Below are 16,550 nucleotides of genomic sequence, written 5' to 3'. Positions count from 1 at the left end.
GTACTACTTTCTTAAGATTTCAAAATTACGATAGTTTTTTACTTCACCTTCGGTCACCGCAACATTTTCTACCCGCGAACGATCGGGTCCTTCTTGGCACCAGTTTACAAATTCCTCGAGAAAAATAGCTTCTCCCTCGGCCTCGATGTATACCGAACCGTCTTTTTCGTTCCTAACAAAACCGGTTACCATCATCTGGTTGGCAATAATTTTGGTCGTTTCCCTAAAACCAACTCCCTGTACTTTACCCGTTACGATTATATTGAGGTGTTTCACCTCTAAATCCCCTGAAGGGGACTTTACATTTCTTTCGCTCATGTTAAAATTTATTGTTGCAAAGTTAGTAAAGCAATTGTGTTTAGGAATGTTTAAAAATCCAATTCATTATGTAAACTGTTAAATCTTGCCAATTCAGATTTAAAATCTGTCCATATCTCCTCAAGAATTTCTTTTGCTGGCCTGATTGCGTTGAGCATTGCCGATACCTGGCCGATTTCTAGTTCTCCGCCTTCCATATCGCCTTCAAACATCCCTGCCTTTGCCCTCGCCCGGCCCAAAAGCTCCATCAAGCGGACTCTGTCTGCTCCCCCAGCTTCTGCGATCGATACTGCATCAGCAAATTCGTTTTTCAACAACCTTACCGGAACCAGCTTTTTCATCGCCAGTTTGGTATCGCCTTCAACAGCCGAAATAATTTTATTTTTAAATGCAGGATGGGCAGATGATTCTTCAGCCACAGCAAAGGCCGACCCGATCTGAACAGCATCAGCCCCTAAAGCAAAAGCAGCCAACATCGATTTTCCGCTTCCAATGCCACCAGCAGCAATAACAGGAATGGTAACTGCCTGCTTTATCATGGGGAGTAAACACAAGGTGGTGGTTTCTTCTCTACCGTTATGTCCGCCGGCTTCGAAACCTTCGGCAACAATAGCATCAACGCCAGCCTCCTGCGCCTTTAAAGCAAATTTTGTATTCGCAATTACATGTACAACGGTAATTCCTTTTGCTTTTAAAACGCTGGTCCATGTTGCAGGGTTTCCGGCAGAAGAAAACACAATTTTCACTCCTTCCTCAATTACTACATCAATAATTTCCTGAATATTCGGGTAAAGCAAGGGAATATTCACGCCAAACGGTTGATCAGTAGCCAATTTACATTTTTGAATGTGTAATCTTAAAACATCAGGATACATAGATCCCGCGCCAATAATGCCAAGGCCACCGGCATTAGAAACTGCCGAGGCTAATTTCCAACCGCTGCACCACACCATTCCGGCCTGAATAATTGGGTATTTAATATTTAAAAGTTTAGAGATTGGGTTCATAAGGAAAATATAATAATTTAACCTCAAAATATCTCTTTTTTAAGGTCAAGAGAAAAAATCACCTTAAAGAGCTAGAGATAAACAAGGTATACATTAAAAAAAAAGCTTGTTTAATGTATACCATATGATTTTTCATGCTGCTTGATCATAAAAAGTTTAGATTAACATTAAAATATGTAATTTTTAAGGTATTAAGTTGTAACATTATTTAAATTAACCGATGTACCTTATCGCTTTCAATCGCAAATTCGGCAGATAGCTGAATCAGGTTCAATCCTGGCTTTTTACCTGGCTCTATTGTACCAAGTTGTTGATCAAGCGCCAAAAATTCAGCGCCGTTAATAGTAGCCCAGCTTAAAAGCTGCTCGAAACCTACCTGTTTGTGTTTCTGTAAAGTGATCATTTCTGATAAGATGTTAAGTTGATGATTACTCGCCAGGCTATCGGTCCCTAAAGTAATTTTAACATCCTCTGCTATCAGCAGATCTACATCAGGTAAAGTATTTTCTATGTATAAATTAGCTTGTGGACAAAGGCACCAATACAGATTACTGTTGTTCTGTTTTGCAAATTCGATATCAGCTTTATTGGAAACGGTGTTGTGTACCAGTAAAGTTTTCTGTTCCTTAATATAAGGTAGCCAGCTTTGTAAGGATGTTTTTTTTGTGGGTTCGAAGAAAGAAATATCCAGTCCTAAAAATTGATATAGATTTAAAAATCCACCGGTTTTATTTTCAAAGAAAGCATTTTCATTTTCTGTTTCCTGATTATGCACACTAAGGAAGGTATTTTCTTTTTCGGCTTCCTGCGTAATCAAACTGAACAGCTCAGGAGATACCGAATAAGGTGCATGTGGCACAATAGATACCGGTAAAGGAATAAAGGCTTGCTTAATTTCTTTAACATATTCCATTATGGCATCAGCGCGTTCAGGGTTGAAGCCCATGGCCTCTATAAAAGTGTGGTAATATATTTTACTATTTTCTTTTACTTCTTTTGAGGAGACCTGGTTGGAAATATCGCCAACGGCCACTATCCCATTATCGAACATTTTTTGGTCAGCATTGTACATGGCGACTTTGATTTCCGCTACATCCCCCTGTCTGATTTTAATAATGCTTTGTACAAATTCTACCAAACCCGTTTTTTCGGGAATTTGCCCCAATAGGTGCGAAAGTTCCAAATGGCAATGGGTATTGATAAAACCCGGAACGATGGCCCCTTTATATGTAGTAATCTCTACATCAAGGTTTGAGGCTTCTTGTATGGTCAATACTTCTTCAATTGTGCCTTCTGGATTTACGGCTACTACTCCATTTTTGATCGGAGGCGAAGAAACAGGAAATATCCAATCGGCTGAATAATATTTTAGCATCCCGCAAATTAGCGCAATAAAGGAGCAAATAAAAATATTTCTCTATACCTGCGCTATTTTGATTGGGAAATGATTTTTGAAAGATTTTCTGAGAGAATAGAAAAGAAAAAGAGCCTCCTATCGGAATCGAACCAATGACCTACTGATTACAAGTCAGTTGCTCTACCAGCTGAGCTAAGGAGGCTTTTAATCGGGCTGCAATGATAGAAAAAAATCTTCTTTTTTCAAAAATTGAAAATTATTTTTTTGCTTTTAGATATTTCCATCTAATAGTTAGGTATCCTTAAAGGTAGTGGTTAAATATCAACTGTTTGTAATTGCCAAGCTCATCGGCTACCCAGTAGGATGATATCTGACAGCATATGAAAAACTTAAATATATAAATCGTATCTAGAGCTACGGACATCAAATAGAATATATACAAAGCTTCGATTTACTGAGTTATTTTGAGATAAAATGATTAAATTTGTACTACTATAGTATTAGAATTGTTAAATATTTAAGTATTACTACTACAATGATATCACTTATATCACCTTCAAAAGCTCAAGATAAAATAGCCAAAAATATTCGGGCCAAACGTTTGTCTATAGGATTTACACAAGAGGGCTTGGCCGAGCGGTCGGGCGTTCCCTTAGCAACGCTCCGTAAATTCGAGCAGAAAAGTTTAATTTCCCTGGAATCCTTTTTAAAGCTCCTAATGGTTATTGGCGGTCTGGAGGAAATGATCGAGGTATTAAAACCGTCGAAGCCAACTTTCAATTCAATTGATGAGGTGCTGCAAAGTCCAGAGAAGATATCCAGGAAAAGAGGGCGTAAAAAATGACACAAGCGATTAAAGAATTAAAGGTCGGATTGGATTTTGGCAACAAAATTCAGGCTGTTGGCCGACTGGCAATACGCGATCGCATTATTTATTTTGAATATAATGATGAGTTCTTACAAAATGGCATCGAAATATCACCGTTTCGCCTACCATTGCAGCGCGGTCTTATAGAGTTACCTCAACGTCCATTCGAAGGACTTTCTGGCGTATTCAATGACAGCTTACCAGATGGCTGGGGACGGTTGCTTTTTGACCGGCTGTTAATATCTCAAGGTATCTTGCCTGGCAGCCAATCCTCACTAGATCGTTTGGCGCATGTGGGCCTAGCGGGTATGGGGGCTTTGGTTTATGAACCTGATAACAGCCCTTCAGATCATATAGAGCCGATAGACCTTGATAATCTGGCATTACAGACAGAAGACGTTTTACAGGGCAATGCTGAAGAGGTTATCGGAGAGCTGTTGGTATTGAACGGCTCGTCTGCAGGTGCCCGGCCAAAAGCGGTAATTGCAGTAAGCCAAGACTTTAGTCAGATCCACTATGGTGCAGGAACACTAAGCAAAGGGTTTGAACCCTGGTTGGTTAAATTCCCCAATTCAATCGATGGTCGCGATGCCGGTGCGATTGAATATGTCTATTCGATAATGGCAAAGGAAGCAGGCGTGGCCGTGCCAGATGTACATTTATTTCCATCACAAAAAGGAGCTGGTTATTTTGCTGTAAAACGCTTTGACAGGGATGATAATAAGCGCCTGCATATGCATACAGCAAGCGGCTTATTGCATAGTGATTTCCGAACGCCATCTCTTGAATACGAGGATCTGCTTAATCTGACAGGTGTTTTAACCAAGGATATAAGAGAAGTAGAAAAAATGTATCGCCTGGCTGTTTTCAATGTTTTGGCACACAACAGGGATGATCACGCCAAGAATTTCAGCTATCTTATGAATGAAAACGGGGAATGGAAAATGGCTCCTGCTTACGACCTTACTTTTTCAAGTGGACCTAATGGAGAACAGAGCAGCATGGTTATGGGTGAGGGCAGAAATCCTAAAACCAGCCATTTGATTAAACTTGGCCAGGAAGCAAAGTTGTCCAAGAAGCTGATAGATGAAATTATTGAACAAACAAACCGTTCTTTAAGCCAATGGGGTAACCTGGCAAAAAAATACAACGTGACTAGTACCAATACTGAACTTATTAAAAGCGCTATCAAAGGCAATAAGTAACCAATCGATAACATCTTTGGTAGGCTTTGAATCCCATGAACCTTCTACCTTTTCCCCTATACAAGCACTTTAACAAATTCGGATAATAAGGCTTGGGATCACCGCCATACTTCTGGCATCGAATCAGAAAACAGTCCTTTTATAGAGATTAGATCATAAAAAAGCAGCCGACCTTCTTTGCGCTGTCGTAAAAATTTAAACTCGTCTGGAAAATCTGTTGCCCTAACCCACAAAGTGTGGAGTTTCTCCACACTATCAAAACTTTGGCGAAAAAACAAACAACTGTAAATCAATCACTTAAACAAATAATTCCGTTTGGCATCATTATGAAACATTAGCAAGTATCGTAACACAAATTAAATTTTAAAATATATACTATGAAAAAGTTCATTTTAGCAGCAACAGTATTAGCATTAGCCGGATTCTCAGCAGTACAAGCAAGTGAAGTAAATACAATGAAAAATGCTGCAATTGTTGCAGTTCAAGACAGTGCAGTAAAAACTCCGGTTAAATTGGAAGAATTACCTGAGCCAGTAACCACCGCATTAAAATCTGATGCTTATAAAGGCTGGACCGCTACCGAAGCCTGGTCCGTTAAAGAAGGCGCAAAAGAATACTACTTAATCAATGTTAAAAAAGAAGCAGAAACCAGTTCTGTTAAAATTGACAAAGACGGTAAACCAGTTCAATAATCAAAACATAATTTAATTAGCGCTCCATTAATTAACGAGTAATTACATATTAAAACATAACATCATGAAAAAGTTCATTTTAGCCGCTACATTAGCATTCGCAGGATTCACAGCAGTTCAAGCAAGTGAAGTAAATACAATGAAAAACGCTGCAATTATCGCAGTTCAGGATAGTGCAGTGAAAACTCCAGTTAAATTGGAAGAATTACCTGAGCCAGTAACCACCGCATTAAAATCTGATGCATATAAAGGTTGGACCGCTACTGAAGCTTGGTCCGTTAAAGAAGGTACAAAAGAGTACTATTTAATCAATGTTAAAAAAGAAGCAGAAACTGGTTCAGTTAAGATTGACAAAGACGGTAAACCAGTTCAATAATCTCAAATAAATACGCCGAAAGGCATAATCAATATAAGCGTGGCCTTCGGGCTGCGCATCACTAAAATTTAAATACCATGAAAAAATTAATTTTATCAGCTGCGTTCTTAGCTTTTGCAGGATTCTCAGCAGTACAGGCAAATGAAGTAAATACCATCAAAAATGCAGCAATTGTTGCAGTTCAGGACAGTGCAGTAAAAACTCCGGTTAAATTGGAAGAGCTTCCTGAACCAGTTACAACAGCATTAAAATCTGATGCTTATAAAGGATGGACAGCCACTGAAGCTTGGTCGGTTAAAGAAGGAACAAAGGAGTACTACTTAATCAATGTTAAAAAAGAAGCAGAAACTGGTTCGGTTAAAATTGATAAAGACGGTAAGCCAGTACAATAAAAACCCAAATATTACATCTACCTATTACAAAGAAAGCCGGATTATGTCCGGCTTTTCTTATTTTTGTTAAATGGCGAGAATCCTGATTTTAGAAGACGACACTACATTTGCTCAATTACTTGAAGGTTTTTTAACTAAAAACAGTCATGAGGTTACCCTTGTAACCCATGTAAAGCAATCTTTTAAACTGATTGAGCACAACGAATTTGATCTGCTTTTAATTGATTACCGCCTTCCCGACGGGATAGGCTTTGAAGTACTTACCCATGTTAGGGATTTAGGCCTTTCTATTCCGATCATTATCATGACCAGTTTTAATGACGTCCGTACAGCTGTAAAATCTATCCAGTTGGGTGCTTTCGATTACATTACCAAACCGGTTAATCCTGATGAACTATTGATGGTAATTAAAAATTCTTTATCAAAAAAGGATTTAAAAAGCATTGAACCTAAAGAAACGAACAGCGATTTTATCAAAGGTAAAAGCGCAATTGCCGATAAATTATATGAACATATTAACCTGGTAGCGCCAACTGATATGTCTGTGATTATACAGGGCGAAAGCGGAACTGGAAAAGAATTTGCAGCCAGAACGCTTCACCAACAAAGCAAACGTGCCGATAAACCCTTTGTGGCTATTGATTGTGGCGCATTATCAAAAGATCTGGCAGCCAGCGAATTATTCGGACATGTTAAAGGTGCTTTTACAGGTGCGTTAAACGATAAAAAAGGGCAATTTGAGGCCGCAAACGGTGGGACATTATTTTTGGATGAGGTGGGTAACCTGAGTTATGAAGTACAGATTAAACTACTCAGGGCCCTACAGGAAAGGATAATCCAGCCTTTAGGCAGTACCAAACAGATTCCGGTCAACGTTAGAATCATTACCGCAACCAATGACGACCTTTCCAATAGCATGCAACAGGGCGAATTTAGAGAAGATCTGTACCATAGGTTGAACGAATTTAAAATACAACTTCCACCCTTACGAGATAGGGGAAGTGATTTAGAACTGTTTATCAATCATTTTATACAATTGTCAAACCGTGATTTACAGCGGAATGTTAAGAGTATATCAGCTGATGCAAAAGCACTCCTGCTCAGTTACGATTGGCCAGGCAATTTGCGTGAGCTCAGTAATGTGATTAAGCGTATGGTTTTATTAAGCTCGGGTGATGTTGCCCAGGTAGAAGCATTGCCAGATGAAATGATGATCTCAGTTCATCACCAAACGGCTCCTGGCAATTCATCTGATCTGAAAGCGGTAAACGAGCAGAACGAAAAAGCACTGATTACCGAAACGCTGATCAAAGTAAGGCACAACAAATCAAAAGCAGCTAAGATTTTAAACATCGACCGTAAAACATTGTATGCAAAAATGGAACGCTACGGAATTGAGTAGGAGATTTCATCGTCCATTTCACATCATCCATCTTACATCTCACATTAAATAGCATTAGCATAATCCATTTCTGCCATAAATGCGATTAAACTATCTAATTTTCTGATCTGTAATAAAACTTCAGATTTAATATGCTCAGTCAAACCTTTCTCCGCAATTTCTATTTCTAAGGTTCTAAAGGCATTGGCCAATGTTTTCGATCCCATCTGCGCTGTACGGCCAGCAAGGCGATGAACCAATAACCTGCTTTTATCCTGATCGTTTTCGTTCAGGCAATTTTTAAGTTCGGTAGCATCATCAATCGAATCCTGTTTAAAACGGTTCAGTATTTTTTCCAACAGCTGCTGATCCCCAAAAGTCATCTTTTCGATAGAAGAGAAATCGAATTCAGGTTGCTCTGTTAATATTTCGGTTTTATCAAAAATGGATAAGATATCAACTGCCCTAAACGGTTTCATAATCAGTCCGTCAAAGCCTCCACTTAACACCATTTCGCGTTCTTCTGGCAAAACCTGTGCGGTAATGGCATAAAATTTAATGTGTGCGGGCAGTTTCTTTTTCAATAAATGACAAAGTTCGAAACCTGTCATTTCGGGCATGCGCATATCAACCAGTACATATTTTAAATCGGGTTCAGGATCTGTACGTAAAATATCGGCCACCTGCGTAAAACTTTGATATGGAATTTTGTTTTTATGAAAAATCATTCCACATAAATCAAGGATCAGTTTATCATCATCAATCACCCACACTGTTCCCGGGTTTACAATGGCGTAATGTTCCAGATCCAAAGCGTCGTTAATCCGCTCAGTGGTATTTTCAAATTTCATGTAAATATTAAAGGTGGTTCCAATGCCAGGTTTACTTTTAACATAAATCCGTCCGCCTTGTGTTTCAATCAGCGATTTAACAATAGGCAGCCCCAGGCCTGTACCCGTCTGATTGATAATATATTTTTCGGGAGATTCTATCTGTTCAAATTCGTTAAAGATTTTAGGAATATCTTTTTCCTCAAAACCAATTCCGGTGTCTTTTATCGTAAAATGAAAATGCAGGTCATCTCCCTGTTTTTTATAAGAAGCTGATAATTTAATTTCACCTTTTAGGGTAAACTTAACCGCGTTGCCCAATAAATTGAAGAGAATCTGTTTTAACCTGAACACATCACCTTTTACAAATTCGAGATCAACCAGATCGAATGTTGCCTTTAGCTGAAGCGATTTCTGCTCTGCCAATGGCCGCATTACCGATACTACCTCATCCAAGGCCTTTTTTATATTAAAAACCTGATTGTTAAAACTAAATTCTCCCGAAATAATCCGGTTATAATCCAGTACTTCGTTAACAATCTGAAGTAAATGGATAGAAGACTGATAAATCGCATCCACATCCTTTTTACTGGGAACATCCTGTTGGGTAATCAGTTCCGCATAACCTAAAATAGACTGTAACGGCGTCCTGATTTCGTGGCTCATATTGGATAGGAACCGCTGTTTCGCTTTACCATGATATTCAGCCTCATCTTTGGCCAACTCTAAAGCCCTTCTGTACCTGTTACTTTTAGTAATATCTGCCAAAATTAGATACAAAAGAATAACCGTTAACAAAAAGAAAATAATGATAATGGTAGTAATCTGTGTGATACCGTCATTCACCACCTCTTTGGCCTGTATACCGTTTAGATCGACCTGTGCCACGGCTTCTCCTTCCACCTCACGTAAAATTTGCAACATTTTGGCGGTCAAGGCATTACTTGCATTTGATAGATCAGCCTCGCGCTTTAGAAATTTCTGACTTTTCTGCCGTTGTTCCAGTTCGATATTTTTTAACGAACCTGTCATGCTTTTCATGATACTGTCTTCAGCCTTTGCATTTAAGGTATCACGTTTTACTTTAAACTCCTCGTTAATAATCTTGTAAACGTCGGATTTTTTCTTGCCAAAAAGTTTACTCAGGAAACCCCTCGATTTTTGTTCTTCTTCGGGCGCAACCGTAGTGGTAGAGGTAGTGGTTTCGGTAGTCAACACTGCACTATCCGTTTGTCTGGTGCGTGTGGCCACCAGTTCATTCAATTTCTGTACCTCATCAGAGAAGGATTTGGTATTCACCAGTGTTTCCCTCACTTTTAGATAGTTCACAAATTGTTTATCGCGGTCGGAAAGCAAGTTTTTAATCGATTTTATCCTTGCCAGCTGTGCAGAATCACCCCGGTATAATTTTCGCAGTGTATCCAAACTCGATCTTAGCTTACGCGATTCCTTAAGGAAACTATAGGTACCTTGTTTGTTAAAAGCTTCATCACGCTGCAGTTGATCTAACCGGGCAATTTTATGCGAGAGATCATTTACGATCCTTAACCGATCGTTTGGGGCTGAAATTTCTTCAACCGTATTGAGCATCCGTGTAAAGGCAAACTTGCTGATGCCCCATGCCAGAAGCAGCGCAAAACAGGCGAACAAAAAACCGATGATCACTTTACTTTTTATTGCCCGAAAGAATCGCTTTTGGATAACAGCCATTTATTTAGATTGTATAATAAACCATTATGATAACGGTTTATCCATTCGAATTGATATCTATTTGTTATTTACAAATAACGTACCACAAGAAAATTGCGTAAAAAACTTTATTTTTATAAGCGCCTATAAAAACCCAAACATGAACCGTATCGACCGCCTTTTCGGAATCTTAACTCTACTTCAATCCAGAAAATATATTACTGCAGAAAGAATTGCGGAAAGGTTTAACATGAGTGTGCGCACTGTTTACAGGGACGTAAAGGCACTCTGCGAACAGGGCATACCCGTGAGTTTTGAGCAACATAAGGGCTACTACCTGGTTCAGGGCTATTTTCTGCCACCGGTTTCCTTCAATATGGATGAAGCCAATGCCTTGTTATTGGTAGAAAGTTTAGTAAACGGTTTTGCCGATAACTCTATCCGCACCCATTACTCTGCTGCGTTAACAAAGGTGAAAGCGGTATTAAAAACAGGGCAGAAGGAGAAATTGGAAACATTAAATCAACACATACGGTTACAGATCCCGGAAAGGTTAAGTTTCAATTTCGAATACCTGTCTCTTATTCAGCACGCCATTTCAGAAAAGCACCTCATCGAACTCGAATATAAAAATAATAAGGAAGAGGTGAGCAAAAGAGAAGTGGAGCCAATCGGATTAATCTTTTATGCTTTTAGCTGGCATTTGATCGCCTGGTGCCACTTCCGCAACCAGTACCGCGATTTTAACCTCACCAGAATTATCTGTCTCAAAAATTCAGGCATTCCTTTCAAAAAAACACAACACATGCCACTGAGTGAATACATGCATCTATTACCGGTAAATTATTAAAAATAATATTTTTCACACTGCCATAGGGTTGTCAGTGGACTGTATTTTCTTTGTGTAAACAAACATCAAAATCATGAGCATAGCCGATTTATTACTGATGGACCTACACACCGCAGAAAAAACAAAACAGAAAATATGAATATTATCGAATTATTATTAAAAGAGCTAGAAGCCGAATTTAATACCACAAAAAAATTCCTGACTATTGTACCAGCAGATAAGTTTGACTGGGCACCACACGAAAAAAGCATGAAAATGAAATCGCTTGCTGTTCATATTGCCGATCTGCCAAGTTGGGTATCACTAGCCTTAACAACCGATGGGCTGGATTTTGAAACAGCACCTTATGTAGAACCTACGGCAGCAAATAGCGATGACCTGGTTAAACTTTTGGAGGAAAATTATACAAAAGGGAAAACAGAATTGGAAAAAGCGACCGAGAATGATTTAAACGGACGTTGGATATTAAGTATGGGCAAACAGGTATTGGCCGATTATTCTAAATACGAAACTATCCGCCACTCGCTTAGCCAAACCACTCATCACCGGGCGCAATTGGGCGTTTATTTAAGATTGTTAGATATTCCGATTCCAGGAAGCTATGGACCAAGCGCCGACGATCAAAACTTTTAGTTTATTTATCATTTTTCGATGTGCTGTTGACACCTGGTGCGTTTCAACAGCATCATTTGAAATTGACGATTGCATTACCTGATCTCCTTTCCAATATATGTTCACTTTGCTACTTTTAGCAAATGAAAAAAATATTTGCTATTTCTGGCAGTACCAAAGCGGCCTCAACCAACGGCCTTTATGTAAAAGCGATTACTGAACTTTTGGGTAAAGGTTTTGAGGTAACAAGCTTTCCATCCATTGCCAATATCCCACATTTCAATCCTGATTTAGATCTTGAAAATCCACTAAAGGCCGTTGCAGATCTTAGGTCAAATATCCAACAGGCAGATGGCATTATCATTTCTACACCAGAATACGCCATGGGTTTGCCTGGCTCGCTAAAAAACTTACTCGATTGGACAGTAAGTTCGGCCTCCTTCTCTGGGAAACCTGTTTTAGCACTCGTTGCCTCAACGCAAGGCGAAAAAGCCTACCAGTCGATCATCGATATTTTAACAGTGATTGAGGCAAAGGTTGCTGCCCAACTTATCCCATATGCAAAAGCAAAGATCAATGATCAAGCAGTTATCACCGACAACGAAACTTTAGCCGTACTTAAAAGTACTGTCGATTCATTTGTTGCCAGCATAGAGAATGGATAACACAATTTATTTCCGTAAAATTGCAGCATGAACAATAGCTCTGCCACCCGTTTAAATAAATTCATCAGCGAAAGCGGATTATGTTCACGCCGTGAAGCAGATCGTTATATTGAAAAAGGTACCGTTTTCATCAATGGAAAACGGGCCAAGGTTGGCGATCAGGTTTTAGCAGGCGATAAAGTGATGGTAAACGGTCATAACATTGAACCCAAAGAAGAAAGTAATTTCATTCTTTTGGCCTTCAACAAACCTGTAGGGATCACGAGTACTACTGAAGGCAGCGTACGCGATAATATCGTTGATTATGTAAACCATAGTGAAAGAATATTCCCCATTGGCCGTTTGGATAAAGATTCTTCAGGTCTGATTTTTTTGACCAACAATGGCGATATCGTTAACAAAATTTTAAGGGCAGGGAACAAACATGAAAAGGAATATGTAGTTACGGTAAACAAACCGATTACTGAAGATTTCATCTTCGAGATGAGTAACGGTGTACCAATTTTAGGTGTAAATACGCGCAAATGTAAGGTACGCCAGATCAGCACATTTGTATTCAATATCATTTTAATTCAGGGTTTAAATAGACAGATCCGCAGAATGTGCGAACATTTTGGTTATGAGGTGACCAAGCTTGAGCGTACACGTATCATGAATATCAATTTAAAAGGGATTCCGACAGGAGAATTTAGGGAACTCACGGAAGATGAGATGAAGAACATTACTAAAAATGTCGAAAATTCATCTTCTGAGGTTAAAGCCAAACCTAAAAGTTCAGCCAAGAAAAAAAACAATGCTTGGGAAGAGAGACCAGACCTTCGGGAAGAGCAACCTAAAAAATCATTCAAACCAAAACCATCTGGCCCAAAATCGACAGGAAAGAAAAATGCTGGCCATTCAGGAGCAAAACCAACTGGAAAAAGTAATACTGGTAACAGAAATTCGAGACCAGCTAAGGGTAAACCTTCAGCAAAACCAAATACAAGAGGTAGAGGTAGGTAGGAGCATAAGCAAATTGTAAAATTACAATCTGATTTATAGCCTTTTAGCATTAATCTTTCAGCATAGCACCTTTTTTAAGTACCTTTGCAACAAATGGTAACAGCAAAAAAAACCGATATCCGTGCGTTAGATCTTCCCCAATTGCAACAACATCTTGTAGCAATGCAGCAGCCTGCATTTAGGGCTAAGCAAATTTACCAGTGGCTCTGGGAAAAATCGGCTACGAATTTCGAGCAAATGAGTAATCTTTCTAAAGATCTGCGTAAGGTATTAGACGAAACTTTTGCTATCAATGCTGTTCAGGTCAACAACTCACAATTCAGTAACGACCATACCATTAAAAATACTTTTAGGTTAGCCGATGGCAATATCGTGGAGGGGGTACTCATTCCGCTTGAAGACCGTATGACGGCCTGTGTAAGCTCACAGGTAGGCTGTAGTTTAACCTGCAAGTTCTGTGCAACAGGTTATATGGACCGTAAGCGTAATCTAAATGCTGACGAGATTTACGACCAGGTGGTATTGATTGATAAACAAGCAAAACAGAACTATAACAATCCCCTAACCAATATCGTATATATGGGCATGGGCGAACCGCTGTTAAATTACGCTAATGTCATGAAGTCAATAGAGCGTATAACTGCAGCAGATGGCTTAAACATGAGCTATAAGCGCATTACGGTTTCCACAGCTGGTATTGCCAAAATGATTAAAAAATTAGGCGATGATGGTGCGAAATTTAATCTTGCTTTATCCCTTCACGCTGCCGATGACAAAAAGCGTAATGAGATTATGCCTATCAATGAGGCCAACACATTAAAAGCATTGGCAGATGCCCTTAAATACTACTTTGCTAAAACCAAAAACCCAGTAACTTACGAATACATCGTTTTTAACCATTTTAACGATGAAATATCTGATGCAATGGATTTGGCCAAATTTTGCAAACACATTCCTTGTAAAGTAAACCTGATTGAATATAACCCAATTTCTTTCGCCGATTTCACTAATGCCGAAGGGGATAAGATCGATGCTTTTTCGAATTATTTGAAAAGTCAGGGCATTAATACCAATATCCGCCGTAGCCGTGGTAAAGACATTGATGCTGCTTGCGGGCAATTAGCGGTTAAAGAAGAAGCTGCTAACGCTTAATCTTCCATTGACACCTTCTGGTTCTTTAGAGCAAAACTTTTTCAATTGTCTTATTTTGAAGCGCAATACCTGTGACACCTAGCTTGGGTCCCGTCCTACTGTACGCTCAATTCTTTTCGGAAAGTGGTTCTGCGTCACTTTTGGTGAAGAATTCGAAATCCGGCTTTAAAAGAATATTTTTCAAGCCAATGAAAGTCATTGTGCAGTTAGGGATCTAATCACATCGTATCTTATTTATAGGTTTTCACCAAAAGTGACGGAGAACCACTTTTGATGAAATAGGCACTTCGTTGCGATTTGCAAAAAGTATGACGTCAATCCTTAAAAATAGCTCAAATACGCACTGGAAAATATAATGTCGATAAACCACAAAAACATTAGGATCTGTACCCACAGAACTTTAGAAATATAATTGGTTAATCATATATGTAGTTTTAGGGCGGATACATTGAAATGGTTAATTACCATCTTAAGACGGTAAGATTTACAAATCAACGATAGCGGTTTTATTGCAGAATACGATACTTAGATCAGTGGTTAGGATTTAAGGAATTTTGGTAATTTAAGGCTGCCAAATCATCAATTTTGAGTAGTATAAATCTGACAAATGCAGAACAATATATGGCTGGTTTCTCTGCAAATGCACAAAAACATTCAGAGCAGGCGCGGAGAACAATCCGTAAAGCCACACCAAAGGTAAAAGAACAGTTCTGTTTCGTTTGAACAATCCACTACATTTGGATTCAGTTACCAGAGGATCACCAATTCTAAACGGAAAGTCTGATGTTAAAAAAGTATTGAGAGGGGTTAGAGCCGGGATGCTTGGAATACTTCCCCCCTGATACGACCCGCAACTGATTGCCGGGGGCTGCAGAACAGTTCTATCAGCTAATATTATACCTGGGAATAGCCAAGTTCATGATAACCACGTAGCGCCCTGCTAAATTTCATTTCAGATTTAAAGGATAGCAATGTTTATTTTTTCCTGATCTTTTTAGGGGTGGTCTTATTAACATGCTCAGTCTTTAGGTAATTATCACTGTTATTTTTGGCCTTCACCCATGAATATCTACTGGTCACACAATGTGGACAAAAATATTTTCTAATGGGCAGAAAAAAAAGCAACGTTTTAATCAGCCAAGGCCTTGGGATTTGATAGTGGTACTGCGTGTTGCATTTCCAGCATCGGGGATAGGGATTTGACATTAATTTAGTATTTTAGTTAGTTGGTTAGCAAAACAAAAAAGCAAATAGTATGCCAAAGTAATAAGACATCGTAAACTGCTTATGCTGAACACCTTTCAAACAGATACTAAATCAATTGACTCAAAAGCCGAACAGAATTACTCTTCTAAATATTTTTTTTTGGAAAATTACCCACAGAGTCCGGTGGAAAACTTCATGTTAAAAATCCTTAAATCCTGATTAGATTTGTTCCTTTAATTTTTACCCTTTTGGATATGCTAGCTCACCATAAAATAATTGCAGCCGAATTAAAAGTTGCAGAAAACAAATAACCGCAACGATAAGCCTTTTAGACGAAGGGGCAACCGTACCATTCATTTCACGCTACCTCAAAGAAGCAACGGATAGTTTAGACGAAGTTGAGGTAGCGGCAATTCGTGACCGAGTTCTTGCAGTTACGGGATTTAGACAAGCGTCGTGAAGCGATTTTAAAATCGATGAAAGACCTTGGCAAGTTAACGCCCGAGCTGGAAAAAAAGGTCAACGAAGCCGAAACCATTTCGCTTTTAGAAGATATTCATCTGCTCAGGCTCCGCCCACCAAACTGGTATACTTCGAATATCATCCTGGCCGCAATCAGGAAGTGCCTCAGCTTATTCTTTCAGGTTATTAGGGATATCTCCAATCGGACGGCTATGCATGCTATGAAACCCTATCAGTAAATAAGGATATTAAACTGCTCTGCTGCATGGCAAATAGTAGACGGTATTTTTCAGAAGCAGAGAAAAATGATCCAAAAAGGGCCCGTTACGCGCTTGAAATATTTGGGCAGCTTTATGATATTGAGCGGGACATCAAAGATAAAACAACTGAAGAGCGGAAACAGGCTCGGGCAGAATTGGCAAAACCGACCTGGGAAAGCTTTGGACGGTGGCTTGAGGAAAATGCCGGTCAGTTAAGTGAGAAAAG

At 39.1% G+C, this 16,550-nt stretch carries 15 protein-coding genes, 1 tRNA gene and 2 pseudogenes; 13 read left to right on the top strand and 5 right to left on the bottom strand.

Features of this window, described 5'->3' with window-relative positions; genetic code table 11:
* Positions 1–3: 3 nt before the first annotated feature.
* The 4 genes from R2S57_RS16335 to R2S57_RS16320 all read right to left on the bottom strand — a co-directional run bounded on the left by R2S57_RS16335 (position 4) and on the right by R2S57_RS16320 (position 2,884).
* Entirely contained in the window at positions 4–318 is a 315-nt protein-coding gene (locus R2S57_RS16335; protein WP_316846024.1) for an acylphosphatase, read from the bottom strand.
* A 50-nt stretch (positions 319–368) separates the two neighbouring features.
* A complete protein-coding gene (locus tag R2S57_RS16330) occupies positions 369–1,325 on the bottom strand; it encodes an NAD(P)H-dependent flavin oxidoreductase (protein WP_316846023.1) in 957 nt (318 codons plus the stop codon).
* A gap of 208 nt (positions 1,326–1,533) precedes the next feature.
* Positions 1,534–2,700 (bottom strand): amidohydrolase family protein, encoded by a 1,167-nt coding sequence (locus R2S57_RS16325; RefSeq protein ID WP_316846022.1) that lies wholly within the window; start codon positions 2,698–2,700, stop codon positions 1,534–1,536.
* Positions 2,701–2,811: 111 nt separating this feature from the next.
* Positions 2,812–2,884, bottom strand: a tRNA-Thr gene (locus R2S57_RS16320).
* A 333-nt stretch (positions 2,885–3,217) separates the two neighbouring features.
* On the opposite strand from R2S57_RS16320, the gene R2S57_RS16315 reads away from it, so the two are divergent.
* The 6 genes from R2S57_RS16315 (at position 3,218) to R2S57_RS16290 (ending at position 7,617) form a co-directional block, all read left to right on the top strand.
* Positions 3,218–3,526 (top strand): helix-turn-helix transcriptional regulator, encoded by a 309-nt coding sequence (locus R2S57_RS16315; protein WP_316846021.1) that lies wholly within the window; start codon positions 3,218–3,220, stop codon positions 3,524–3,526.
* Positions 3,523–4,755, top strand: a complete 1,233-nt coding sequence (locus R2S57_RS16310) for a type II toxin-antitoxin system HipA family toxin (protein ID WP_316846020.1) — start codon at positions 3,523–3,525, stop codon at positions 4,753–4,755. The genes R2S57_RS16315 and R2S57_RS16310 overlap by 4 nt, the downstream gene beginning before the upstream one ends.
* A gap of 377 nt (positions 4,756–5,132) precedes the next feature.
* Positions 5,133–5,447 carry a hypothetical protein gene (locus R2S57_RS16305; RefSeq protein WP_316846019.1) on the top strand — a complete coding sequence of 105 codons (315 nt, stop codon included), beginning with the start codon at positions 5,133–5,135 and terminating at the stop codon, positions 5,445–5,447.
* A gap of 64 nt (positions 5,448–5,511) precedes the next feature.
* Positions 5,512–5,823, top strand: coding sequence for a hypothetical protein (locus R2S57_RS16300; protein WP_316846018.1), 312 nt, complete (start codon positions 5,512–5,514; stop codon positions 5,821–5,823).
* A gap of 77 nt (positions 5,824–5,900) precedes the next feature.
* Positions 5,901–6,215, top strand: a complete 315-nt coding sequence (locus R2S57_RS16295; protein ID WP_316846017.1) for a hypothetical protein — start codon at positions 5,901–5,903, stop codon at positions 6,213–6,215.
* Positions 6,216–6,285: 70 nt separating this feature from the next.
* Complete coding sequence (locus tag R2S57_RS16290; RefSeq protein WP_316846016.1) at positions 6,286–7,617, top strand: sigma-54 dependent transcriptional regulator; 1,332 nt, start codon at positions 6,286–6,288, stop codon at positions 7,615–7,617.
* A gap of 44 nt (positions 7,618–7,661) precedes the next feature.
* Here the strand turns inward: R2S57_RS16290 and R2S57_RS16285 are convergent, their stop codons facing one another.
* The gene (locus R2S57_RS16285) at positions 7,662–10,136 is read right to left on the bottom strand and encodes an ATP-binding protein (protein WP_316846015.1); all 2,475 of its coding nucleotides are present in this window, start codon (positions 10,134–10,136) and stop codon (positions 7,662–7,664) included.
* 139 nt (positions 10,137–10,275) lie between these two features.
* Between R2S57_RS16285 and R2S57_RS16280 the strand changes: the two genes are divergently transcribed.
* The 7 genes and pseudogenes from R2S57_RS16280 to R2S57_RS16245 all read left to right on the top strand — a co-directional run.
* Positions 10,276–10,965: a YafY family protein gene (locus R2S57_RS16280; RefSeq protein ID WP_316846014.1), complete on the top strand. Its 690-nt coding sequence runs from the start codon at positions 10,276–10,278 to the stop codon at positions 10,963–10,965.
* A gap of 135 nt (positions 10,966–11,100) precedes the next feature.
* Entirely contained in the window at positions 11,101–11,598 is a 498-nt protein-coding gene (locus tag R2S57_RS16275) for a DinB family protein (protein WP_316846013.1), read from the top strand.
* Positions 11,599–11,720: 122 nt separating this feature from the next.
* On the top strand, positions 11,721–12,242 hold the full coding sequence (locus tag R2S57_RS16270; RefSeq protein ID WP_316846012.1) for an NADPH-dependent FMN reductase: 522 nt from the start codon (positions 11,721–11,723) through the stop codon (positions 12,240–12,242).
* Between the two features lie 27 nt (positions 12,243–12,269).
* Positions 12,270–13,244, top strand: a complete 975-nt coding sequence (gene rluF / locus R2S57_RS16265) for a 23S rRNA pseudouridine(2604) synthase RluF (RefSeq protein WP_316846011.1) — start codon at positions 12,270–12,272, stop codon at positions 13,242–13,244.
* A 93-nt stretch (positions 13,245–13,337) separates the two neighbouring features.
* Positions 13,338–14,396 (top strand): 23S rRNA (adenine(2503)-C(2))-methyltransferase RlmN, encoded by a 1,059-nt coding sequence (gene rlmN / locus R2S57_RS16260; protein ID WP_316846010.1) that lies wholly within the window; start codon positions 13,338–13,340, stop codon positions 14,394–14,396.
* Between the two features lie 1,460 nt (positions 14,397–15,856).
* Positions 15,857–16,165 (top strand): annotated as a pseudogene (locus R2S57_RS30540) (Tex-like N-terminal domain-containing protein); the annotation flags it as partial.
* Positions 16,075–16,550, top strand: a pseudogene (locus tag R2S57_RS16245) (IS66 family transposase); the annotation flags it as partial. The pseudogenes R2S57_RS30540 and R2S57_RS16245, both read left to right, overlap by 91 nt.

The sequence above is a fragment of the Pedobacter psychrodurus genome (assembly GCF_032678585.1).
Lineage (GTDB): Bacteria > Bacteroidota > Bacteroidia > Sphingobacteriales > Sphingobacteriaceae > Pedobacter > Pedobacter psychrodurus_A.
Note: the sequence above shows the minus strand (reverse complement) of the source record. Positions and strands in the feature narration are given on the sequence as shown.

What these genes read in the sequence shown, in the direction of transcription:
- R2S57_RS16335 (WP_316846024.1), bottom strand. Translation starts at nt 318, where the DNA reads ATGAGCGAAAGAAATGTAAAGTCCCCTTCAGGGGATTTAGAGGTGAAA.
- R2S57_RS16330 (WP_316846023.1), bottom strand. Translation starts at nt 1,325, where the DNA reads ATGAACCCAATCTCTAAACTTTTAAATATTAAATACCCAATTATTCAG.
- R2S57_RS16325 (WP_316846022.1), bottom strand. Translation starts at nt 2,700, where the DNA reads ATGCTAAAATATTATTCAGCCGATTGGATATTTCCTGTTTCTTCGCCT.
- R2S57_RS16315 (WP_316846021.1), top strand. Translation starts at nt 3,218, where the DNA reads ATGATATCACTTATATCACCTTCAAAAGCTCAAGATAAAATAGCCAAA.
- R2S57_RS16310 (WP_316846020.1), top strand. Translation starts at nt 3,523, where the DNA reads ATGACACAAGCGATTAAAGAATTAAAGGTCGGATTGGATTTTGGCAAC.
- R2S57_RS16305 (WP_316846019.1), top strand. Translation starts at nt 5,133, where the DNA reads ATGAAAAAGTTCATTTTAGCAGCAACAGTATTAGCATTAGCCGGATTC.
- R2S57_RS16300 (WP_316846018.1), top strand. Translation starts at nt 5,512, where the DNA reads ATGAAAAAGTTCATTTTAGCCGCTACATTAGCATTCGCAGGATTCACA.
- R2S57_RS16295 (WP_316846017.1), top strand. Translation starts at nt 5,901, where the DNA reads ATGAAAAAATTAATTTTATCAGCTGCGTTCTTAGCTTTTGCAGGATTC.
- R2S57_RS16290 (WP_316846016.1), top strand. Translation starts at nt 6,286, where the DNA reads ATGGCGAGAATCCTGATTTTAGAAGACGACACTACATTTGCTCAATTA.
- R2S57_RS16285 (WP_316846015.1), bottom strand. Translation starts at nt 10,136, where the DNA reads ATGGCTGTTATCCAAAAGCGATTCTTTCGGGCAATAAAAAGTAAAGTG.
- R2S57_RS16280 (WP_316846014.1), top strand. Translation starts at nt 10,276, where the DNA reads ATGAACCGTATCGACCGCCTTTTCGGAATCTTAACTCTACTTCAATCC.
- R2S57_RS16275 (WP_316846013.1), top strand. Translation starts at nt 11,101, where the DNA reads ATGAATATTATCGAATTATTATTAAAAGAGCTAGAAGCCGAATTTAAT.
- R2S57_RS16270 (WP_316846012.1), top strand. Translation starts at nt 11,721, where the DNA reads ATGAAAAAAATATTTGCTATTTCTGGCAGTACCAAAGCGGCCTCAACC.
- rluF (WP_316846011.1), top strand. Translation starts at nt 12,270, where the DNA reads ATGAACAATAGCTCTGCCACCCGTTTAAATAAATTCATCAGCGAAAGC.
- rlmN (WP_316846010.1), top strand. Translation starts at nt 13,338, where the DNA reads ATGGTAACAGCAAAAAAAACCGATATCCGTGCGTTAGATCTTCCCCAA.